This is a genomic window from Haloarcula argentinensis DSM 12282, from assembly GCA_000336895.1.
GTDB lineage: Archaea > Halobacteriota > Halobacteria > Halobacteriales > Haloarculaceae > Haloarcula > Haloarcula argentinensis.
Genome location: AOLX01000030.1, coordinates 136,823 through 160,961, shown reverse-complemented (window position 1 = coordinate 160,961; position 24,139 = coordinate 136,823). Strand labels below are relative to the sequence as shown.

Here is a 24,139-nt window from a genome sequence, read left to right as displayed (position 1 = left end):
TGGCTGGTTCGAGATGATATATGACTCTCCGCACCGACGGGAGGGGTGCTTCTCTACCGTCGCTCGACTCGACATTTTCTGACGACGAAGTGACGATGGTTCTCACTAAATGCGGGCTTCTCGTTGATAGAGCGGAGACGCTTGCTCGACTGTATGCCCACCATCGGGACTGGACGGTTGTCGAAGAGAAGTGGATCGAAGAGCGATTTGACGAGCGTAGCACGCGTGGGAGTTCGAAAGGAATCTACCGCGCTCTCAGTTCGCGGTTCAAGACCGCTGGTAGCAAGCTTCCGTCTATTGTCCAACTCCCCTCTATACTCGACCAGTGTGAGACGGTACGTGACAAAGCTCAGGTGTTGTATTTCTATTTGCTAGAAGACGATCCCCTCGTGAAGTACACGGTGCATCGATACGTCGACCGCCTGCAGGAGTCCGGTGTCGACGGACTGGGCTTCGAGCAGGAGACGTTAGAGCGTCTCCTGAGCGAGTTCCATTACGAGGACGGGAGCGAGTTTGACTACGCTGAATCGACGACGCGCCGGTGGGGAGAGGGGCTCCGATCGGTGCTGCGCGATATCGGTGTTCTCGACACTCAACAGACCTTGCAGGGACAGATCCCAAATCTCGGGTCGACGCCGTTACTCGTCGCATCAGGCTACTCGTGGGAGAGCCAGGGCGACGACTGGCTCTCCCAGCCGACCGGCTGGCTCTACCTCTTCCAGTCGGACCAGTACTGGGACTCCTTGGCCGAGCGCGTGAGCGACGATCCGAACTGGGAAGCGAGCGGGATTCACGGTGAATTACGGCTCCAGCCGGTCGACGACACGTACGGCTGGGCTGAACCGTGGGAGGGCGAAGTATGACGGACGAGGGCTGGTTCGCTGCCGATGTGGGGAGCGACTTCGAGGAGTCCGTGCGCATCGACCGCGAAGACGACGGTCGGGATCACCGGCTGGACTCGATCGAGACCTACCACGTGACGGAGGAGTCCGAGGACTTCATGTCCGACTTCTTCTCGCGCCTGCTCGGCCGTTCCGAGGATATGCGGTCGGGTGCGAACTACTGGCTCTACGGGTACTACGGGAGCGGGAAAAGCCACCTCCTCAGCGTGCTTCGTGGTCTGTTAGACAGCGAATGGCTCCGACAGCGAGATGAGGTCTGGGAGCAACTAACCGATGGTCGTGAGCTGGACACGCTCGAATCCACGTGGTCGTCGATCCACGATGAGTACGAAGTCATCCCGATCTCGGTGAACCTACTGAAGCATCAGGGCCAGAAGAAACTGAGCTTCAGCGAGATTGTCCTCCGCAGTGCTCACACGTCGAAACGGCTCACTGGTGCCGAGGGGGGGCTCTCGTCGCAGCTCGACGTCGCCTTCTTCGAGGACTGGTACCGGACGACCGACGCGTGGGACGACCGGACACCCAACACCCAAACGGCACTCCGGAGTACGGTTGACAGCCCCGAGAAGTACGACTGGGAGGACGTTCAGCAGTACACCGCTCTCGCGGACGCCGTTCTACCCACCCTCTTCGAGCAGGAGACCGGCACGGTTGATGGTCTAGACGACCTGATGCCGTCTGATCTCGACCCGCAGGCGATGGTCGAGCGCCTCGAACAGTTGCGGAGCGACCGCGAAGCGGAACTCGGCCGCCCAGTCAAACTCGTGCTGTTGCTCGACGAGGTCAGTCTCTTCATCGGGACGGATTTCGACCGCCTCACAGAGTTGCAGACGCTCGCGGAGAGCGTCGACGAGACCGGCGACGGCGACATCCAACTGGTGGCGACGGCACAGGCCAAAATCGAGGACGTCCAGCCGCAGTTCGCGGCTCGTGGGGCCGACTTCAGCATCGTCAAGGACCGGTTCCCGCATCGGTTTGGCCTGCCGAGCCGACACGTCGGCGAAATATCGACGCAACGGCTACTCAAGAAGTCGGAAGCCGGGAGGGAGGGCACGGAGCGCGTCCTCGACCGAACCAGCAACGAGCCCGAGACACTGCTCGTGTACTCCGGCATCGAACAGAACACCGACCCCCCGCTCGACAACATCGATCGCGAGCGTCTCATCGAGTTCTATCCGTTCCTCCCGTATCAGCCACCGCTGTTCCTCGAGATCCTCTCGAACCTCCGGCAGGAAGCACACGATCCGGCGAAGTCGATCTTCTCGGGAACCGCACGAGCGATTCTGGCTCTCGTCCACGGACTCCTCCAAGAGTGGATAGAGGCCGGCAACGAGACCAACGTCATTTCGCTGGTCGACTTCTACGACCTCATCGAACCGGAGCTCGATGACATTACGCCACAGGACGTGGGCGTCATCGAGGAGATTGAGGAACAATACGAGGCAGGCGAACTGGAAGAGATCGACGTGGACGTCGCGAAGGCCGTGCTGCTCCTCCAACACATCCCGGACACCATTCCGATGTCCGAGCGGAACCTCGCAGTCGCCGTGTTGAGCGACCTCGATGGCCCGACTCAGTTCCAGATGGAGAACCGCGTCGAGGATTCCCTCCAACGGCTTCGGAAATTCATCCGCCCCACGCACGACGAAACTGGGCCGAAGTACGCGTTCACGCATCCTGAAGAGCGCGAGATCATCGAGGCCGCCGAGGAAAACCTCGACAATCCGGACTGGCAGTCCATCATCGAAGCCGTGGACAGGTATCTCTGGGAGGACATCGTACGCGACCTCTCACTGCCGACGTCGGCCGAGTACGGGGATACCGGCGAGCAGTATCCCGTTCGCTACGGATTCAGTATCGACGGGATCGAACTCGGTACGACGGTCGACGCTGAGGACGCACTCGATGTCGAGGTCGCCGTCGAGGGAATTTCTCCCGCTGGAACAGACGTCGACTACGACGGGGACCCGCTCGAATGGACGATCGGACAGGACGGACTCGACGACCTCCGAGATAGCCTCATCGAGTGGTGGTCGCTCAGAGATGCCGTCGGAGACCATACGCTCCCACAGTCCGTCGAGCGTGACCTCTCCGACCGCGGGGCTCGCGTTCAGAGCAAACTCGCTGGGGCCCTCAATAGCGGAGCATTCGACATCAAGGATCGAGGCGATCAGATCGGGGGCATGGGCACAGGAGTCGAGGAGTATCTCGATGTCAACTATCCCGACGACTTCCATCCCGTAATGCTGCAAGTCGGCGACGAACACTTACAGGAGCTCCGGGGCCTCTCCGCCCAGGACCCGCTCCCTGTGTGGGCCCAGCAGATCGATGTCGCGACCGAAGACCCCGAAACGCACGGTGGGTCGATCCAGAACAACGTACGCGCCTTCACCGGCCGACAGTTGAAGCAACGCGGCGGGAACCTCGCGATGGCGACGATCCTCGACGGCATTGTAAAGAAGAAGCCGATCTACGAGGACGCCCCCCCGGCGCTGTGTGCGATCATCTGGGGCCTCTGCCGGAAGGGGGACTTCCTGCCCGTCGACGAAACGGGTGACTCCCTCGAACTCGACGCAGTCATCGATCTGAACAAACTGACGACGACACGTCTCAAGATTGCGAAGAGTGGCGATGTCCGAGGAACTCTCCGCGAGGGCGGATTCATCGACTCGACGGAAACCATCCCGGACGGAATCGTCAGGCTACAGTCCGCGAACGACACGCTCGCGGGTCGAATCGGTAGTCTCGTAGAGGACGTCAAACTGGTCGCCGAGAGTGACATCCAAACGCAAGCCGTTCGCATCCTTCTCGAGTCGTTCGTGGACGCGCTCGAAGCCGAGCAGCAGAGTGCGATCGACCGACGAGAGGCCGTCAAGTCACGCGACACTGACTGGGAGGACGTCGTCGAAGCAACCAACAACGCCCAAGAGTGGTACGACGATGCCGAGGAGGTGTGGAGCTTGCGCCTGCCCGCGCTCACACGAATCGACGCACAGTTGACTCTCGCCCAGCAGTCGTACGACTGGCTGACCGAGGAGTGCGACACGGCCAGCCAGACGCTTCGCGAGAGCATCGACGACTACGAGGGCGAGTGGTGGACGCACGATGGCTGGGATCGGTTCAACGACGCCCAAACCACTGTACCGGCGCTTGACGACGCGATCGAGACCGCGTGGGACTCGTTCCGGGAAGAAACCGGAGCCGATGGATTGGTCGAGGAGTTACAGGCGCATCCGTGGATCCAGCCCCTGAGCGAGTTCGGGTCAAACGTTCGGCCGGCCTTCGAGAGCGAGTACATCACACCGCTCCGCCGAGCTGCATCGTGGCACGAGGACGTCTCGGACGCGGTGTCGACGGTGATCAGCGGAACGACCAACGCCGAGGCTGACGACTTCATTCGAGCGACGAACACACTCCTCGACAGCGAACCCCTCGCTGTGGTTGCAGGCAGCGACATCGGCGAATTACGGGATACGTTCGAAGAGCTACAGACACTCGTTGGGGAGCAGTCTCCCACAGACATCGCGGCGATCGGGGTTCTCCCGTCGGATCGCGGACCGCTGGACTCCGAACTGGAACGGCTTGTCGAACACCACGACCTCAGTATCGAGCGGACTGAAACGGGGGTGATCATCCGATGACGACCAACCGTCCCTTCCAAGACTTCACAGATCGGGTCGCACAGTTCGCCGACGGACGACGCGGCATCCGAAACCCGTTCGTCATCGTTCCCGTCCAACCGAAGTACGAGCGACGCGTCGCCGAACAGCTCACCGAGTGGGCAACGGACCCACATCGTACCAAGGATTTCCCGGATGACGGAACCGTCCAAGTCCTCCGGTTAGACGAGCTGTTCGTCGAAACAGCAGTCTTCGAACTTGCAGTTGACCTCGGGAAGCACAGCCAACCAGCGACGATCACCGAGACGATGCAAGACCGGCTAGCGGAAGAACTCGTCGAGAGTATGCTCGATAGGATCGAGTCACCAAGCGAGCAGCGACACGTCGTCCTCCTCACGCATCTCGGCAGCCTATACCCGTTCACGCGTGCGTCAGAGCTCCTCGACGAACTCGATCGTTGCAACGTCCAGTCCACGATCGGCATTCCGTTCCCCGGAGACATCGTCGGTGGGAAACTGAGCTTCTTCGGCGAGGAATCGCGCAACTACTACCCAGCCCACCAGATCGAAGGCCGGGTTGAGGGGGTGCATCTCCAATGAGCGACACACACATTCACGACATCTTCCAGCAATCACCGACTCGCGAACTCGAAGAAGTCCAGAAGGTCAACGCCAGAGCACAGGCCGAAAACGACGTCCGCGAGTTCTACGAGACCGCCAGCGCTCGCGACGTGCTCACTACGCTCGGAGATCTCGTCGACAAGTATCCACACGAGCAACCGCGTTTCCTCTACATCTCCGCGACGTTCGGGTCGGGGAAGACACACCTCCTGAAACTCATCGGCTTCGCCGCCGATACCGAATCGGAGTTTACCGATCTCGGCGAAGAACTGGCGAACAGGTGGCCGGGTTTCCAGTCGTTCCGACAGAGCGTCGCCGACTCTCACGTCGACCGACTGAAGCCCGTCTTCCTGAACCTCCTCAACCGAGACGCGTCACAAGAACCGCCGCTCCCCTACCTCATTTACGAGGCAATCGGCCGCGAACTCGGGTATCCGACTGATCCGAACTGGCTGCTCGAATGGGCGTGGCAACTCGACATGAACCACGATGACTGCTGGGAGCGGCTACAGCAAGTCGAGCACGACGGACAGACGTTCGAGGACGTGTACGACGAGCGGGCGTCACTACGAAGCTGGCTGTACGACGCCGTTCCGACACTCGAGGACTCACCGTTCGCGTCTCGGGAGGAGGTCAAGCAGTCGATCGACGACGCCATCGCGGAAGTCGATCCCGACGAGTTCGATCCCGAGGAGCTCGTCGACCGCGTCGAAGCGGCGCAAGCGTCGCTGAGCACGCCGGAGACCGAGACGGAGTTGCTGATCGGGCTCGACGAGGTGGCCCTGTTCATCGGCGATGGCCGCCATCGCTACAGAGAGTTCCAAGAAACGATGGAAGCGCTGACCGAGCTCGGCGTCGGGCCTAACCCTCCGGTCATCGGGACTGGACAGTATCCGATCGAACGTATCCACGGTGAGTTCGACGATACGGCAGTCACGGAACAACCGTGGTACGGTGCCCAAGAACCGCTCGAAGGCGCGGACACCGAGATCATCGTCCGGAAACGGTGGCTGCAGAAGGATGTCGAGGGCGGACAGGCCGTCGAGACCGCGCTCCGGGAGCTGCCCGACCTGACACTCGACGCATATACAGATATCGCCGGGGCCGATCCGGACGCAATCGAATCGTACCCGTTCCGAGAGTACGATCTCGGGTTGCTCCGGACGGTGATTCAGCAACTGATGCCGCGTGGACGCGTGACTGAAAAAGAGTACGTGCAGGGTCGGGCGTTGCTCATCCTCGTCCGATCGCTGTTCACGCGGTTCGAGTGGGGAGACAAGCAGGTCGGTGCCCTCGTCACATGGGACGAGCTGTACGACCTGCTGGTCGAGGAGACGACGTACGTCCCGCTCTGGGTACAGGAGATGGTCGAGAACAAACTCGTCCCATCGGCCGGCGGCGACGAGAACGCGTTCTCAGTTCGGGTGGCAAAGGCGCTGTACCTGCTGAATCAGGTTCAGTCCTCGGTGCCATCGACACCGGCAAACCTCGCCCGACTGATGGTCACGTCGACTGACGAGTCGTTCGAGTCCGTCCGAGACGACGTCGAATCGGCGCTGTCTGCTCTCCTCAAGGATCGGAAGGTGCTGACGGAGACAAACGACCGTGGCGACGAGGAGTACCTGCTGGTCTCCGAGGAACAGGAGGATATCCTGACGCGGGCGAAGACCCGCGCACAACAGATTCCATCGCACCGGCTGTCGGCCAAGTTGGAGAATTCCATTCGCGAGGGCAGCGATCGCCTGCTCTCTGCTGGCAGTCGACACGAAGTGGATTTCGAGGGAGAGCGCAAAGTCCCGCTCCGGTTTGGCTACTCCGTCCTCGATCCGATCGAGAAAGCACCGACGCCGGAGTTCGACGCCGTTCGTGTGCGACTGGTCGCGAACCGTGACGCCGAGGTCAGCGATCAGGTTGCGGCGTGGCAGGCAACGAACGAGGGCCGGGACGGTGGTGAGCATATCCTCGTCGCCGTCAGTTTACAGCAATCGACGATCGATCGCCTGCGAGACGTGATGGGTATGCAGGAAGTGCTCTCGGAAGAGACAGACACGTATCCGGATCTGGAGTCCGATCACCGCGACGAACAGCGGGCACTCGAATCGGCGATTCGCGAAAGTCTCAAAGAAGCAGACGTCTACGTCCGGACGGGCGGGACGAGAGGGCGATACGAGGACGCGTTCGATCAGGTCGTGCAAACGGAAGTCCAGTCCGTGTTCAGCGGAACGCGGTTCGTCCTGACGAACGGCATCACGGAAGTCGACGATGCCAAGCTGATGGCACAGTTCTTCCGCGGTGTCGCCGACTGGCCGCTCACGAGCGAAGACGCTGTCACGCTTGGAGTAGATACCGACCGCGCCGAACTCGCCGACGGCTGGTGTCGGGAATTCCTCAACGAGTACGTGGACACTCAGTCGCTTCGGGCTGAGGACGTGCTTACCCAGACTGTCCAGCGTGGCGGCGCGTATCGCGGGACGCCCCAGGAGTCGATCTCGGCACTGCTGATCACGCTTGCAACAGCCAACGAGATCGCACTCCGGCGGGACGACGAGTACATTACCGAACCGGAGGAGATCGGACGGGCGGTCAGAAACAAGACGAACCTGACCGAGGTACAGATCCGCTTCGAGTCGATAGGCGATATCGATCCAGAGCGGATTCGGGAAACCGTCAAGACGCTGATCGGCGAGGAGCCGGACGGGACCGACCCCGACGCGTGGCTCTCTGCGTTAGCCGAGTGGGTTGACGAGAACAGCGTACTGGTGAAACGCGTCATTCGAGGCGTCAGCAGGGAGTTCGGCGACGGCGCTTCGCTGGACGAACTCGAAACAGCGCTCCAACCCGCACTCGAGGGCGAATCTCTTGAAACGGATGCTTTCGCGTCCGAAACGGTCGAACAGCAGTCCGAGCGGTTCGCTCGGGCCAGCGAGCTCTTCCAGCCGAGCGAGGACGGCCAGTCTCTCTGGGAGCAGTTCAGCCAGCGGACAGTAGAAATGAAGCGGCGCTACCCCGGTCCGGACATTACGGGGGAGATGCAAGCAGTCGTCGGCGGAGACGAAGTGCCAGCCGCCGACCGGCTTCGAACACTACTCGAAGACGCTGACACGCACAGGCGTACCGTCGTCCGTGCGCAGTACGAACGCATCACGGGCGAACCGCCGACGGACGAGGAGCCAGAGAGCATGGTGTCCAGTCTCGCCACGTGGCTCTACGCTCATGACGGGAGCAGCAAGGAAACCGCAGACCGCGTCGCCGTCGAATTCGACGGCGTCACCATCGACGACCTCTACGATCTCTTCGAGACGGCGTGGCGTGGTGACTCGTTCTCCGAGGAAGCCCTCGTCGACCCGACGGTCGTCCAACAGGCCAGACGGTACGAACGGGCACGGCGGCTCCTCGAAGCCCCCGGTAGCGAAGCCTCGCTCTGGTCGCAACTCCGCGACGCGTCGAAACGGCTCGCGGAAGACCATCCGAATCACCCAGTCACGGCCGACGTGAACGAGATGCTCACCCGGTCGCAGCCGCCGAGTGTCGACGATGTAGAACAACTCCTCGATGCGGCGGAGAACCCATTCAAGATCGACGAGCGGCTTGCGGAACTCGCCGAGGAACTGCAGTCCGAGCATCCAGACCACGACATCACCGACGAGATCGTCGATGCAGTAGAGGGGATCCGCTCACCAAGTGAGGAACGAGTGGGTGAATTGATCGAAGAAGCTGAACAAGTGCTTGCGGGCGTGGACGAGCAGTTACGGCGAATTCAGGAGACGATAGATGACCTACCGGATGGCGCTGTCGTGCTGATCGAGTCGCTCGATTGACGCTCTAGTGTTGCAAAACACCGAATTTATTTATCTTTACTTCGCAAATGTGCAACATAGTGTACACTGAGGCAGAGCTTCGGGCGCTGGAAGCCTTGCAAGGAGAGTCGACAGTTTCGGGACTCGCCGAGGAACTAAACCGGAGTCGCAGTTACATGTCCGAACTCGTTACCCGAATGGAGTCGAAGGGGTTGGTTCACACCAGCCGTGAGGGAAAGCAAAAGCAGATCAATCGGTCAGACGCCCGAGCCATAGAACTGTTCGACAGTTTCGTCCAACGGTACACCCATATTCCGTTTCCCGAATTGCTCGGCGGCGCAACGCTACGGATTCTGTACTGCCTGCAGTCGCCGGCGAGTGCCAGCCAACTCGCGGAACAAGTGGGCGTTCATCGGAGCACGGTACATCGGTCGTTGTCCCCACTGGAAAACCGCGGGATGGTATACAAGTCGGACGGAAAGTACAGGCTCAACGACGACTTCGAGGAGCTATCTACCGTGGCCCGTGAGTTTGCGCACTTGCGGCACAGACACCGCATCGAAGACCACACGGAGTCGTTCACAATTCTCTGGGAATCACTGGATGAGTTTCTCGTCCAGACCCACACCGATATCGAGGAAGATGCGTTCCACCTGACGGGGCCGGAATTGTTCCAAGCGTACGACCTCCCGTTGATGGCTCGTCAGCGTCGGTACTACCTGTACTCGGAGACAGTTGCAGAGGTATCGCCGGCGGAGTTGTGTTGTCATATGATCGTGATCGATGACGGAACGCGCTCGCAGTCCTACTGCCTCCTCTTGCTCAGCGAGATGGCAATCGACCGCGACGAAGTACTCCAAGCCGCGCAAAAGTACGAGGTCGACGAACAGGTGTCGAACCTCCTCGAATACCTCGATACTGAGGGGGGAAGTCGGTCGGGACGCCTCCCGCGGTGGGAGGAGTTCCGTGAGCTCGCCGACGAATACGGGGTGGCAGTATGAGGCGGCGGTTCGACAGCGAGTACATCGAGTCTGAACTGCGACGGGTCGGCAAGCAACTCGAAACTGAACTGACTGTCTTTCTGATCGGCGGCGGTGCGATGTCGTTCCGCGGTCTCAAGAACGCCACTAAGGACATCGACCTCATCGTTAGCGGCGGCGACGAGCTTCGAGTGCTACAGGCAGTCTTGCTTGACAACGGGTACGACATCGTCAAAGAGCCCGGAGAGGAGTACGGCGACCTCGGAGCGCAGCGGATCCTCGAGAACGACGACGGGTGTCGTATCGACATTTTCAACCAACAGGTGATCGACAAGCTCGTCCTCTCGGAGGGGATGCGCCGGCGGAGCAAAACCTATCTCGACGCCAGGAGGCTGTCGGTCGCGCTGGTCAGTGCCGAGGACATCTTCCTGTTCAAGTCGGTCGCCGGGCGAACGGACGACATCGAGGACATGTTTTCGCTCGTACAGACCGAACTCGATTTCGACGTTATCGAGGACGAGTTGGAGCAGCAGAGCGACTTGCTGGGACAGGAGCTGTTCGTCACCCACGCGAACGAGGCATTGCTGCAACTCGAAGAGCAACACAATATCTCGACGCCGTTGGCCGAGCGGGTCTCCGAAATCACCGAACGCGTGTACCGGGAACTCGAAGTGTTGCAGGCCTTCGACGAGTCGATTGCGCTGTCCGAACTCCGGAGCCGGCTCGACCACACGGACGAGGAGATCGATGAAGCGGTACGAAGTCTGGAAGAGAAAGAGGTCGTAATCGTCGACGAGGGTGAGATCGTGAAGCAATCGACGACCCTGTGAGAGTCGGATCGTTGGGACGTTAGACGGCCTTACATGTGCTTATTTGTTCTGGGGTTCTATATGCGAGTAGTAGATAATATAGCATATGAGTGAGACCGAATCCCGAGAAGAACCCGATCAAACTCCGGTTTCTGAAGAGGAGTTCAAAGAGCACCTTTCACACCTGTTTGAGGCGATGGTAGCAATCTCACCCACGCGGAACTATGTGAGTCAAATGGTTCATTTGTTGCCCGAAGAGCGCCGACAGATGCGGTACGCGTACCCTGAACTCTTTGAGCGAATGGAAACGCAAGAGTTCCTCACGGAAGGTTTTGGGCTGGAGATTAGTGAAGAGGAGGTTTCAACGGACCACCGAGGCCCGAGTAGCGACCTGTCCTCCTTGATTAACGACGTTATGGAGTTCTTCGATGATGAGGAAAGGCGGCGGCTTCTAGGTAATACCTTGATGAAGAGATTCCGAATCCCCGGCGTGAATGGATCGATCACAAGTTGAAGATGGCCGTTAGCGAGCCAAATTATGGTGAAGAAATCCGTTCAATCTTCAACGTGATGCGGAAGTACGGCGACCAACAGAACGGCTACCGACTCAACACGGAACGTATTGAGGAACTCACCGATATTGAGGAGGGCCGAATACGGGATATCAAGCGGTTCTTGGTATCCGAACTGGATGTTTTGCGGGATAGCAACGGCGAGTTTCGGTTTGAGAGTGTTATAATGGATTATCCGGGTGTGGTAGACTCGAACCTTCCCAGCGATGACTAAGAGATCGGCGAAACGAACGAAACGTACTGAGAAGAGAAAGGATGGAATTCAGCGCGAAGGGGTAACAGACTCAATTCCTGAGCCAAGCTATTCGGTCGGGGTCAAGAAGACCACTGCAGAAGCGATCGATAATGCGCAGAAACCCCAACGCTTCGCCTTCGAAATCCAACCACACGTCATCACATCAAAGCCTCTCCCGGTAGTTCAGCGCAAGCCGGGACTCCGTGAGACTCTAAGGATTACCCCCATTACGATTGAGACCGGTGGGAGCTTTTCGGATGAAACTTACCCTGAGATTGACCCCGCCGTACCCCGTCTACGAATCTGGGAGTCAGCACGGATCCAACCAGTCACGCCGCTTCACAGCTCCCTCGAAAGCGTCGAGGTCGGCCTCCCACCTCGAAACCTCATGCAAGTCGAGCCTCTCGAAGATGATCGCGATATAACGTCAACTGAGGGAGATACATCGACCGAGAGTGTATCGGTGACTGAAGAGAAACAATCGGATAGTAGGAAGGAAACCGACACCTCTGTAGAAGGTTCTGATGAGGGCGCTGGAGATGCTGGCTTGCGAACTCCACCAGATCTCTATGACCTTCTTTTCAAAATGCCGGCAGGCTCTATCAGCATGGATGAACCAGTCTGCATCGTGGCAGGGACGAGAAAGAGCGAGCGATATAGACAAACACTGGAAACACTCTGCCGAGAACAGTTTCGGCAAATCGTAGGGGGGCGTCCACTCGCGGATCTGTTCACTTCCGGAGAAGCGGCATCGGTAGAGGACACCCGGGTTCAGAATCGAATTTCATCACTAGACGATTCGGATAGTGACTACTTCGGGTTTGTCAGTAGAGTTGAAGAAAAAGAGGGTATCACGCGAGAATTAATCGAAGAGAAAGGGGATGCCGATCTAGAGCGTCTCCACTCCCGTATCGATGAGTTCTTCACGCAGACACTCGGCTATCTCCTGCTCTTTGTCGATGAACAATTTGCTGGTGCTCTGTATGAGAACTTGCGTTCAACAAAAGACGTTCGCGAATCGGTCAATATTCGACCGCTCCGGGTACGCGACCTTCCTGACGATGTTAAGCGGGAACTCGTCCGGCTAGCGTGGGGCGATGTCTATCTGGAGACTGATCAGCGTGATCTCGATACGCTATTCCACGCCGGTGAAGAGAAATTCAAGCAGGCAATTGAGCCAGATCAGGGTGTAATTGAGGAGATCACCAGTCACAATCAGGGAGAAGAATCATACCTCCATTATTTGTTGAAGTGCTTCGTCGTCGATTTCCTCCTCAGACAGGAGAATCTGGATCCAGCGGGAGATCACCCTTGGGAGTATATGCGTGAGCGAGTCCAGACAGAAACTGAGCCTTGGGCTCACTCTGAGATCCGACCAGACGTGTACAATTCAAAGACAAAGGAAGTCTATGAAATCGAGACACTCTTTGGTTCTGACCATCGGACGATAAATCGGACAATAGAGAAGTACGAGGGAGTGAACATCAAAAGGATCAACATCATCATTCCGAATCTGACCTGTCTGCGAAATCTAAAGACGATCAACAGGAAGACCAACGAGAAGTTCGGAAATATGTTCCAGAACGAGGTCGAGTTCTGGGCGGTAGATGCTAACCACGGAGATCTGTTTCCGGTTCGAGAGCTAGTGCGTAGGCTCGTTGATCTGAACGAACGTGCCGAGGATCTGGCCTAAGAGCCTCACACCTCAACATTGACCTGTTTCGCATACCTAATATTGTGGGAGATGTTCTCTCCGCAAGCGGGGTGGCCGATATGGACAATCTTCAAGACATCGCAATGGCTCTGCTTGAAACATCACGGATTCTCGTATGGACGGACAATCTACCCACCCCCGCAAGGCGCAGCTCGACAAGGAAGAACGCGAGCATCTCGAAGATGTCGTTACCGAGATGCGCGACCGCGTCGAGGCGAACGTTCGGTACCAGCTCGAAGACGAGTACGGCCTCGACGTAAAACCCGACACCGTCGGAGCAAGCTCCGACGAGCCCTCCCTCGCTGACGCTCGCGAGGACGACGACGCGTCCCTGAGCGAGGCGCAGGAAAACCTGGTCGAGGCTATCGAACTCGAAGCCGCCGATGGTCACAGTTGGGAGGACGCTCACGAGCAGTATATCACGGGCGTCGGCTACACCATTGTCAACCGTCTGGCGGCGCTCCGTTGCATGGAAGTCCGGGACTTCATCGAGGACGAAGTGACGGCCTTCCGCGACGACGGTCTCACGCCCGCCGCAGACCGGCTAGTCACCGAGGAGTTCATGCTCGAAGAGGAGGCCGTCCTCGAAGCCTATCGGAACGCGTGCGACGACCTCGCTGATGAAATAGAGATCCTCTTCGACCGCTCGACGGCTTACAGCCAGATCGACCCTGACGACGACACCTACGAAGACCTCTGCAGTCTGCTTGATAAGGTGCCAGATGAGGTCTGGCGGGCCGACGACGTGCTGGGCTGGGTTTACGAGTACTACAACCGACCTGTCGTCGAGGCACTTGACGCGAAGAACACGCTCGAACCGGAGGACGTGGGGCCGGCGAATCAGTTCTATACGCCGCACTGGGTCGTCCGGATGCTCACCGACAACTCTCTTGGCAAGCTCTATCTCGAAGCCACAGGACAGGAATCGACAGTACCGGAGCCCGAGGCGCTCAGTCCAGAGGAGCGCAAGGAACGCTTAGTCACGCCGGAAGACAGCCCGACCGTTCCCGAACTCTGTACGTACCTTATCCCGGACGAGGAAGCGGGTGCCGCCCCCGAGTTTGACCATCCCTCGGAACTGCGAGTCATCGACCCCGCTTGCGGGAGCGGCCATTTCCTCTTGTACGCGTTCGACGTACTAGAGCGCATCTGGTGGGCCGAGACCGACCTCGACCGTGCAGAAATCCCGGCAAAGGTGCTGGAGCACAACCTCTACGGCGTCGATATCGACCTGCGCTCGTGTCAGCTCTCGGCGTTCAATCTGTATCTGAAGGCCAGAACACGTACCGAAGAGGAAGACGGCCAGTTCGAAATGCCCAACGTCGACATCGTCTGTGCGGACGCCCGCGTGGCGGAGGTCGAGGAAGGCGCAGCAGTGCTGGACGACATCACCGGCGAGGGAACTGACCTACGCGAGGCGCTAGGCGACATCATCGACACGTTCCAGCACACGGAAGCTCTTGGGAGCCTCCTTGACGTGAGTGGGACGCTTGAGGAGGTGTTCGACTCCAGCAAGACACAGTCCGAACTCACCGACTACAATGAGGGGGCTCATCAGTCGTTACACTCCTTTTTGAAGGCACTCCGGCGAGCTGTCGAAGAACGGACGAGCGATTCGTTCGGAGAACAGAACCTCAAGAGCTTCCTGAATCTACTAGTTGTACTGACCCAAGAGTACGATGTTTCGCTTATGAATCCGCCATATGGAGCAAGTGGAAGAATGCCCCCAGATGTGCGGGACTATGTGCGAGACCACTATAAATACGCTGCAGAGTATTATATCAATTTCTTTGAGGCTTGCAACAGAGTTACTAAACAAAATGGAAGGGTGAGTATGATTGTCCCTCGGACATTTATGTTCAAAAGCTCCTTTGAAGAGTTTAGGGAGGACTTCATTGGAGCGCAGGGGTCTTTCGATTTCTTGGCTGAATACGGTAACGACGTACTTGATAATGCAACCGTCCGAACTGCAGGAACAGTCGTCCGAGTTGGCAATTATGCCGATCAGGAATCTACAGGTACGTTCTTCCGACTTCATGATGTGAATTCTCACAGAAAGGAGGGTACGTTCCTAAATACAGCATTCGGAGAGGGAGATGACAATATCGAGCGTCTCTTTTCTCGTCCTCTGTCCGAGTTCGACAAAATTCCCGGTAGTCCAATCTCATACTGGGCACCCCCACAAATCAGATCCTTATATGATTCAGATACTGTTCTCGATGCAGATAATGGAAGGTTGAATGATAGGAAGAGCTTGGGCGACGCAAAGCAGGGCTTGATAACAGGTAATAACGGCAGATTCGTCAGAAAATACTGGGAGGTTGACAGCTACACCTATTGGAAACCCTTTGCTAAAGGAGGCGAGGATGCTTGGATTCTCCCGCAAGTAAATCTCACAGTTGCGTGGGGAGATAGTGGAGAAGAGATACGCAGGTATGAGGGTTCTAGGCCGCAGAATACGCAGTATTTCTTCACGGAAGCCCTCACATATACGTATATGAAAGAAAGCGGCCGAAGGTTTGGTTACCTTCACCCTGAATCAATATTTGGCCGTGCAGGCTGTGCATATATCCCTTCCCGGAGCCCGTGGAATGTTCTCTCATACACAAACAGCAATCTTGTAACCTATCTTATGGTTTGTCAAACTCCTGATCGTCAATGGGAAGTTGGATATGTCTCAAAACTCCCATGGCGTGACGAATTAGGTAGCAACACCAGACTTGAGAGTCTTTCGCGTGAAATCGTAGGCCATTTGATCTCTAAAAGACGGTATGATTTTGCGTCTCCATATTACGAATGTCCGGTCTTACTGGGCGTTCTTGGAGAAGAGACTTCACCCCAGAAATTCGACCACCCCCATAAAGGACTTCGCGAGGAGTTGGAGCTTGATCAGCCTGATTTCTCCGCTAAAAAAGGTAGCCCTCTGTCGAAATTGGGCACTATAGCTGCGAAGCACCTCGAACAAGTTGAATATAACCTCCAATCATGTGCGGGAGCAATTGATGAGGCTGTCTTTGACCAGTTCGATATTTCGGCTCAAAATCGAGAAACCGTCCTTCAGGAAATTTCCCTTCGCACGAACGAAGACCCTCGTGAGCGCAAAGATCACGATCCTGAATCGATCACGGAACCTTCTGATGACTTCCCCGAACAGGTCAAAGACCTCCTTCTCCATTTCACTCTCCGAGCTATCCACGACGCCGACGACGGCATCGTCCCGCTCTCAGAAATAGACCGAAAAGACGATCTCCTGACCCACATCGAGGCGGAGTTCGAACGCGTCTGGGGTAATTACGCAACTGATCGCCTCGCGGAAGCCGACGAGGTACTCGGAAACCGGAGCGCGAGTGATGAGGCATACCCGAATCTCCGCGCGTGGCTCGAAAACGACCTGTTCGAGTACCATATCTCGAAGTTTGATCGGACGCCGATCCTCTGGCGCTTCTCGACTGAACGACTCGTCTCGGATCCCGAAGGTGAAGGGTTCGGCTGCCTCGTGGACTACCACCAGTTAGACGCGAGTATCTTCGACCGTCTACAGAATCAGTACCTCGAACCTCGACGGACGCACCTTCGCGAGCGGCGCGCGGCCGCGAACAGCCGCCGTAATGATGAATCGCTCTCGGCTTCTGAGCGTGCCGACGCCGCCGAGGAGTACGAACGCTGTGAGAGCGGTCTCGAACAGCTCAGCGCCTTCGAAGAGCAGCTTGGTGAGCTTTCCGAACCCTCCCCACGCGAGTGGCCCGACGAGAAGCAGGAACGCGCCGCCGAGGCAGCCGAACGCGTGGCGGAGTTCCGGGAGCGGACAGCGTCACGGCTAGACACTCTCGAAACCCTCGCCGATCTGGAGGACGTGGATATGGGAGACCTGTTCAGCCCCTCGTTCTACGAGACCGTTCAGGGGAACAAGGACGAGTGGATCGACGCGCTCGACGACCTGCAGACCGCCTTCGAGGCATACGCCGAGGCTGGCACCGAACCCGTCGAAGCTCACCTCTACGATCTCTTCGAGTACTACGACGATCTCGTCGGCTCCTCGCACTACGCGAGCAACGGGATTCTGTTCATGACGTACTACTTCGACCAGTTCGAGGATGCCGGGCAGGCCCAAATCGGGGATGCTGGTGTCTCTGAACGGCAGCGGCTTCTCTCGGAACTCGCCGCCGACGTTGACGAGTACACGCAACTGGCTGATGAGATATCCGAAGACTGTGACGAGGTCGCTGCGGACATCCCCAACGATTGGGAAGAGCGCGCGCTCTCAGAGGTGACGACCACCGGCTACCAGCCTGTCCACAAGCACGGCGTCGCGATCAACATCACGCCGCTCGCTGAGAAGAGCATCGTCCCAGAGGTTGTCGAAGACAAGGTGCTCTGAAGTATGCAAGCAACACAAACCCTCCCTGAAGCCGCGAAAGACACCATCCGAAGCGAGTTCGACCGGGCCGAATCAGCAGACCCGATCGTCCTCTGGTGGGACGACGGGAACTATCTCGAGGACATCATCAAGCAGGCCTGCGACGAACTCGGCGTGCATCTGAAAGTCGCCGAGGGGACGCCGCTGGAACTCCGTGCTGCTCCAGTCGACGGCGAACAGGTCTGGTACGTCCCACACGTCAAGGAGCCCGAAGACACCGAGGGTGACTTCGACTGGTTCCGCGACGTCGAGCACACGGGCGGCGAGGTGGAGATGAGCATCGAAGACCTCACTATCCACGCGTTCGAACGCGGGCAACTCGACGCGTGGGAGCTGAAAACCACGACGCGGTCGGACGACCCCGCAAAGCGCCGCGAGATCGCGCGGATTCTCCACGACCAGCTCACCGGCGGCCAGCTCCCGACGCTCGAACAGCTCCGCACGCGAATCGTCACCGGCGGCTACACCGATCCGGTCGCGTTCGTGCTGGAGAACGGCTGGGGCGACATCGACGACAGCCCCGACACGATCGAGCAGATGCAGGACTTGCTCACCAGCGAGGGTGTCGACGCGGTCGCCAGCGAGGACGAACCCGCGGGGATCGTCGCGGCGACGCGTCGGTGGGGCGTCGCCGAGTGGCTGATCCACGCCGGTGTCGATGCCGAACGGTTCCCGACGGCGTTCCGCGCCGAAACGGCCGGCGATCACGATCTCCCCGAACTCAAGTCGCTGTTGAACAACACCACCTCGGCCGGTCTCATTGCCGACCGCTATCTCGGCGAAGCGACCTGGCCCGACATCGTCGCGGACGTCGACGAGCCGTGGGAACTCGCGGATTGTCTCGTCGACGCCGCTCTCGAACGGCGTCTCTGGGAGGCGTGGCACGCATCCTTCGACGCCGGCGACTACGAGGCGTGTCTCACGCGCGCGGAGGAGCGCTACGACGCCCTCCTTGGCAGCGAGGACTTCCGTGGCACTTACCGCGGTGCCTACGGTCCAGACAGTCCGTGGACGCAGACGTGGGAGCAGGCCGCGGAGGTCGCCCGCCTCGCACACCAGCTCGAGACGTGGGACGAGAGAGCCACCGACGACGTTGTCTCACTGTACGCTGACCCGGACGACGGAACGTGGCAGATCGACAACGCGGTGCTCAACCTCGTCGTCGCCGGCGCGCCCGAGTCCGACCTCCCTTCCGACCATCCTGCCGTCGATACCCTCGACGACCTCCGGACGCACCTCCAGTCGGAATACGTCGAGTACCTCGAAGCCCTCGGAGACCGCGTCACCGAAACTGTCGAGGCCGGCGCTCCGTTCGTCGACGAGGACCACTCCTATCAGTTCTTCACCAAGGAATCCGACGGCCTCGAAAGCGGCCAGACGGTCGCACTGTTTGTTATCGACGCCCTCCGACTCGACCTCGCACGCCGGCTCGCGGACGAGTTACGCGACTACGTGGCGACGCTCCCGGCCGACGCCCCCGAGTTCGCCGTCGACGAAGACGTCTGGCTCGGGACGCTGCCCTCGGAGACTGAATTCGGGAAAGCCGCACTCACGCCGGGAGAGATCCAGATGTTCGACGTCTCGCTGGTCGACGGCGAGTTACAACCCCTTCGAAACAACCGAAAGGTGAACACGAATCGACGGAACTCGCTGTTGCACGGCGACGGCTGGACGGTCACTCGCGACACGGAGGACGGCTGGCAGTCGACGCGTGTCGCCTACTTCAAAAACGACCTCGACGACATCGGCGAGAAGGAACTCAGCGATCTCGAGGCGATGCTGGCCCGACGCGTCGACTCGCTCGCAGAGTTCATCGGTACGAAGCTCGAACAGGGAGAGTGGGACCAGGCATACGTGCTGACCGATCACGGGTTCGTCCTGCTCCCGGACAGCGCGTCACCGGAGAAGATCTCACGGCCGATGGAGGCGTCAGACTCCGGTCGGCGATGGATTGCCGGCGAGGACGTAGACGCGGATTCACCCGGCGTGCTACTCGACTCCAGCTCCCGACTGGGGTATCTTGACGCTAACGTCAGCGTCCTTGCGAGCCCGCTCAAGCGGTTCAAAAAGCAGGGCCTCGGGGACGCACGGTTCTACCACGGTGGCCTGCTCCCACAGGAGTTCGTGCTCGATTTCATCAGCATCACGCAGGGGTAGCTGTCCTGGTCCATCGCGATGGGACAATATTCAAGAGACCACAGTTGTACTGGAAGAATATCACTGACTCTCATATGGACGGGAACGCTCTGGGCCCGCGAAAGGCGCAACTTGACAAGGAAGAGCGCGAACATCTCGAAGCTGTCGTCACCGAGATGCGAGACCGTATCGAGGCGAACGTTCGGTACCAGCTCGAAGCGTATGATCTGGCAGACCGTCCCGATGACGCGTCGCTGAGCGAGACACAGGAAACCCTCGTGGAAGCTATCGAACTCGAAGCCGCCGATGGTCACGATTGGGAGGACGCTCACGAGCAGTACATTACGGGCGTTGGCTACACGGTCGTCAATCGGCTGGCCGCGCTTCGCTGCATGGAGGTCCGGGACTTCATCGACGACGAGGTCACGGCCTTCCGCGATGACGGCCTCACGCCGGCCGCCGACCGGCTAGTTACCGAAGATTTCATGCTCGAAGAGGAGGCCGTCCTCGAAGCCTATCGGAACGCGTGCGACAAACTGGCCGCGGAGATCGAGATTCTCTTCGACCGCTCGACCGCCTACAGTTTGATCGACCCCGACGACGACACCTACGAAGATCTCTGTGGGATGCTGGACGAGGTTCCTGACGAGGTCTGGCGGGCCGACGACGTACTGGGCTGGGTCTACGAGTACTACAACCGTCCCGTCGTCGAAGCACTCGACGCGAAGAACACGCTCGAACCAGAAGACGTGGGGCCGGCGAACCAGTTCTACACACCCCATTGGGTCGTCCGAATGCTCACCGACAACTCGCTCGGCAAGCTCTATCTCGAAGCGACTGGGCAAGAAGACGCCGTTCCGAAGCCGGACGCACTCAGTCCAGAGGAGCGCAAGGACCGCTTGGTCACGCCGGAAGACAGCCCGTCGGTTCCCGAACTCTGTACGTACCTTATCCCCGACGAGGAGGCCGGCGACGCACCCGAGTTCGACCATCCCTCGGAACTGCGGGTCATCGACCCCGCTTGTGGGAGCGCCCATTTCCTGCTGTACGCGTTCGACGTGCTGGAGCGCATCTGGTGGGCCGAGACCGACCTCGACCGCGCCGAGATCCCGGCGAAGGTTCTCGAACATAATCTCTACGGCGTCGACATCGACCTGCGCTCGTGTCAGCTCTCGGCGTTCAATCTGTATTTGAAGGCCAGAACACGTACCGAAGAGGAAGACGGCCAGTTCGAAATGCCCAATGTCGACATCGTCTGTGCGGACGCCCGCGTGGCGGAGGTCGAGGAAGGTGCAGCAGTGCTGGACGACATCACCGGCGAGGGAACTGATCTGCGTGATGCGCTGGGCGACATCATCGACACGTTCCAGCACACGGAAGCTCTTGGGAGTCTGCTCGACGTGAGTGGGACACTCGAAGACGTGTTCGAGAGCGGGCAGACGGACCTCTCGGACTGGGGTGACGGAACACACCAGTCACTGAACTCCTTCTTGAAGGCACTTCGAGAAGCCGTTGGTGAGCGCTCGTCAGATTCGTTCAGCGAACAGAACCTCAAGAGTTTCCTGAATCTGCTAGTAGTGCTAAGCCAAGCGTACGACGTGGCGCTGATGAACCCACCGTATGGTTCAGGGGGACGAATGCCGGACACCGTGCAGGAATACATCGAAGAGAACGGGAATTACAAATATACGACGGAGTACTACATCAACTTCTTCGAGGCGTGTGATCGGCTGGCGAAAGCTGACGGACGCACGGGGATGCTCGTTCCGTGGTCGTTCATGTTCAACAAGTCCTTCCAGACCTTCCGGGAGGATTTCGTCGGTGGGAGAGGTGCATTCGACTTCTTCTCGGAGTTCGGATACGACATCCTCGACAACGCAACCGTCGGCACTGTCGGGACTGTTGTTCGCTCCGAGGCAGACAGCGGCCAGACAGGGACGTTCATCCGCCTCCCGGATGTTGCAAAGGGCGAGAAGGAAGGGAAATTCATCCGCGCGTCTTTCGATGGTTCTGAAACCGGTGTCAAGCGACTCTATCATCGAAAGCTTTCCGAGTTTGCGATGGTTCCCGGCACGCCGCTTTCCTATTGGGTGTCACGAGACCTGCGAAGTATCTATCAGTCCGATACCGTTCTTGACGCGGATAATGCGGGCTTAGACGAACGGGAGACGCTGGGTGACATCAAACAGGGTACCGCAACCGCAGACGATTCCCGGTTCGTCCATAAGTTCTGGGAAGACAGGGGCGCTGAGTGGGTCCCGTTTGCGAAGGGGGGCGCTGATGCGTGGCTGTTGCCTCGAATAAAGAACACCCTCCTGTGGGGCGAAGACGGGACGGAAGTCGATAGATACCCGAAATCCTACCCCCGCAATACAGACGCCTACTTCAACTAATCATTGACGTACACCGTCGCAAAACGAAGCGGCCGGAGGTTTGGGTATCTCCACGATTCGTCCGTCTTCGGTCACAAGGGCTCGGTGCTGATTCCGGACCGGGCTATCTGGAACGCCCTATCGTACACGAATAGCCATCTATTCACTTACTTAATGCTTGCACAGACCTCCGAGCGAATGTGGGAGGTCGGATTTGTCTCGAAGGTTCCGTGGCGGAAAGAACTCGAAGACATTGATGAACTGGCGACCCTCGCCCGGGAAGCCGTCGGACACCTCATCTCGAAGCGGCAGTACGACTTCGTGTCGCCGCATTACGACGGGCCTGTCCTGCTCAATGCACTCGGTGTCGATGACCCACTACCGCAGTACGATCATCCACACCGCGAACTTCGGGGCGAGCTTTCGCTCGATAGCCCGGCACAAACTGTGTCCACGGCAGACTCGCTCAATCAGGTCGGAACGGCCGCCGCGAAACACTTGGCGCGAGTCGAGCAAAGGCTCCAGTCCTGTGCGAACGACATCGACGATGCCGTCTTCGATTGTTTCGACATTACCGATGCGCAGCGCGAAACGATCCTTCAGGAGATCGCGCTCCGAACTATCGAAGATCCGCGCGAACAGGAGGTGTATGATCCAGCAGCCATCTCAGAGCCAGCTAGCGACTTCCCGGAACAGGTCAAAGACCTCCTGCTCCATTTCGCGCTCCGAGCGATCAACGACACCGATGACGGCATTATCCCGCTTTCAGAAATCGACGGCACGGACGACCTTCTGACCCACATCGAGGCGGAGTTCGAACGTGTCTGGGGCGAGCACGCAACCGACCGCCTCGCGGAAGCCGACGCGGTACTCGGGAACCGAAGTGCGAGTGACGAAGCGTACCCGAACCTTCGGGCGTGGCTCGAAGACGACCTGTTCGAGTACCACGTCACGGAGTTCGACCGAACGCCGATCCTCTGGCGGCTCTCGAGCGAGCGACTCGTTTCCGACGCCACGGACGAGGGCTTCGGCTGCCTCGTCGATTACCATCAATTGGACGCGAGCATCTTCGACCGTCTGCAAAACCAGTACCTCGAACCGCGGCGGACGCACCTCCGCGAACAACAGGCGGCGGCTAACAGCCGTCGTAACGACGAATCGCTCTCGACTTCCGAACGAGCCACCGCCGCCGAGGAGTACGACCAGTGTGAGAACGGCCTCGAACAGCTCAGTGCGTTCGAAGAACGGCTTGGCGACCTTGCGCAGGCCAACCCGCGTGACTGGCCCAGCGTGAATCAGGAACGCGCGGCCGAGGCGGCCGAACGCGTCGAGGAGTTCCGGGAGCGGACAGCGTCACGGCTAGACACTCTCGAAACCCTCGCCGATCTGAAGGACGTGGATATGGCAGATCTGTTCAGTCCCTCGTTCTACGAAACCGTACAGGAGAACAAAGACGAGTGGGTCAATGCGCTCGACGACCTACAGACTGCCTTCGAAGCATACGCCGAGGCTGGTTCCGAACCCGTCGAAGCTCACCTCTATGATCTCTTCGAGTACTACGACGATCTCGTCGGCTCCACACACTACGCGAGCAACGGGATCCTGTTCATGACGTACTACTTCGAACAGTTCGAGGATGCCAGGCAGTCACAGATCGGAGATAGCGATGTCGCCGAGCGGCAGCGACTGCTCGCAGAACTCGCGGCCGACGTTGACGAGTATCGGCAACTGGCCGACGAAATCGCTGCAAACTGCGACGAGGTTACAACCGATATCTCCAGCGATTGGAAAGAACGGGCGCTCTCAGAAGTCGTGACTGCGGGCTACCAGCCAAACCACAAACACGGCGTCGCGATCAACATCACGCCGCTGGCTGAGCAAGACATCGTCCCGGAAGTAGTTGCAGACAAAGTACTCTGAGGCAGTTGTGAACCGATTGCCGTCAGAGGGACCGGCTGACAAGGT

At 58.8% G+C, this 24,139-nt stretch carries 11 protein-coding genes and 1 pseudogene; all 12 read left to right on the top strand.

The features are described from left to right. Positions 1-20 precede the first annotated feature (20 nt). The 12 genes and pseudogenes from C443_RS20305 (at position 21) to pglX (C443_RS20255) (ending at position 24,094) form a co-directional block, all read left to right on the top strand. On the top strand, positions 21-863 hold the full coding sequence (locus C443_RS20305) for a DUF1819 family protein (RefSeq protein WP_049944168.1): 843 nt from the start codon (positions 21-23) through the stop codon (positions 861-863). Further along, the gene (locus C443_RS20300; RefSeq protein WP_005538812.1) at positions 860-4,543 is read left to right on the top strand and encodes a hypothetical protein; all 3,684 of its coding nucleotides are present in this window, start codon (positions 860-862) and stop codon (positions 4,541-4,543) included. Before C443_RS20305 ends, C443_RS20300 begins: the two co-directional genes overlap by 4 nt. After that, positions 4,540-5,121, top strand: coding sequence for a BREX protein BrxB domain-containing protein (locus tag C443_RS20295; RefSeq protein WP_005538811.1), 582 nt, complete (start codon positions 4,540-4,542; stop codon positions 5,119-5,121). The genes C443_RS20300 and C443_RS20295 overlap by 4 nt, the downstream gene beginning before the upstream one ends. Then, a complete protein-coding gene (locus tag C443_RS20290; protein ID WP_005538810.1) occupies positions 5,118-8,960 on the top strand; it encodes a hypothetical protein in 3,843 nt (1,280 codons plus the stop codon). Before C443_RS20295 ends, C443_RS20290 begins: the two co-directional genes overlap by 4 nt. A 59-nt stretch (positions 8,961-9,019) precedes the next feature. Then, positions 9,020-9,940 carry a helix-turn-helix domain-containing protein gene (locus tag C443_RS20285; RefSeq protein WP_049944186.1) on the top strand — a complete coding sequence of 307 codons (921 nt, stop codon included), beginning with the start codon at positions 9,020-9,022 and terminating at the stop codon, positions 9,938-9,940. Next, positions 9,937-10,749, top strand: coding sequence for a DUF6036 family nucleotidyltransferase (locus C443_RS20280; protein ID WP_005538808.1), 813 nt, complete (start codon positions 9,937-9,939; stop codon positions 10,747-10,749). The genes C443_RS20285 and C443_RS20280 overlap by 4 nt, the downstream gene beginning before the upstream one ends. A gap of 85 nt (positions 10,750-10,834) precedes the next feature. Continuing rightward, positions 10,835-11,242, top strand: coding sequence for a hypothetical protein (locus C443_RS21975; RefSeq protein WP_005538807.1), 408 nt, complete (start codon positions 10,835-10,837; stop codon positions 11,240-11,242). 2 nt (positions 11,243-11,244) lie between these two features. After that, positions 11,245-11,514, top strand: coding sequence for a hypothetical protein (locus tag C443_RS21970; RefSeq protein ID WP_005538806.1), 270 nt, complete (start codon positions 11,245-11,247; stop codon positions 11,512-11,514). Further along, a complete protein-coding gene (locus tag C443_RS20270; protein ID WP_005538805.1) occupies positions 11,507-13,228 on the top strand; it encodes a hypothetical protein in 1,722 nt (573 codons plus the stop codon). The genes C443_RS21970 and C443_RS20270 overlap by 8 nt, the downstream gene beginning before the upstream one ends. Positions 13,229-13,364: 136 nt before the next feature. Then, complete coding sequence (gene pglX, locus C443_RS20265; protein ID WP_005538804.1) at positions 13,365-17,627, top strand: BREX-5 system adenine-specific DNA-methyltransferase PglX; 4,263 nt, start codon at positions 13,365-13,367, stop codon at positions 17,625-17,627. A 3-nt stretch (positions 17,628-17,630) separates the two neighbouring features. Further along, positions 17,631-19,823 (top strand): BREX-5 system phosphatase PglZ, encoded by a 2,193-nt coding sequence (pglZ, locus tag C443_RS20260; protein ID WP_005538803.1) that lies wholly within the window; start codon positions 17,631-17,633, stop codon positions 19,821-19,823. Positions 19,824-19,897: 74 nt separating this feature from the next. After that, positions 19,898-24,094, top strand: a pseudogene (gene pglX, locus C443_RS20255) (BREX-5 system adenine-specific DNA-methyltransferase PglX). Positions 24,095-24,139 lie beyond the last annotated feature (45 nt).

Bases quoted from the DNA above. Each gene is read 5' to 3' on its own strand.
- C443_RS21970 (WP_005538806.1), top strand. From the start codon at position 11,245: ATGGCCGTTAGCGAGCCAAATTATGGTGAAGAAATCCGTTCAATCTTC.
- C443_RS20295 (WP_005538811.1), top strand. From the start codon at position 4,540: ATGACGACCAACCGTCCCTTCCAAGACTTCACAGATCGGGTCGCACAG.
- C443_RS21975 (WP_005538807.1), top strand. From the start codon at position 10,835: ATGAGTGAGACCGAATCCCGAGAAGAACCCGATCAAACTCCGGTTTCT.
- pglZ (WP_005538803.1), top strand. From the start codon at position 17,631: ATGCAAGCAACACAAACCCTCCCTGAAGCCGCGAAAGACACCATCCGA.
- C443_RS20270 (WP_005538805.1), top strand. From the start codon at position 11,507: ATGACTAAGAGATCGGCGAAACGAACGAAACGTACTGAGAAGAGAAAG.
- pglX (WP_005538804.1), top strand. From the start codon at position 13,365: ATGGACGGACAATCTACCCACCCCCGCAAGGCGCAGCTCGACAAGGAA.
- C443_RS20280 (WP_005538808.1), top strand. From the start codon at position 9,937: ATGAGGCGGCGGTTCGACAGCGAGTACATCGAGTCTGAACTGCGACGG.
- C443_RS20290 (WP_005538810.1), top strand. From the start codon at position 5,118: ATGAGCGACACACACATTCACGACATCTTCCAGCAATCACCGACTCGC.
- C443_RS20300 (WP_005538812.1), top strand. From the start codon at position 860: ATGACGGACGAGGGCTGGTTCGCTGCCGATGTGGGGAGCGACTTCGAG.
- C443_RS20305 (WP_049944168.1), top strand. From the start codon at position 21: ATGACTCTCCGCACCGACGGGAGGGGTGCTTCTCTACCGTCGCTCGAC.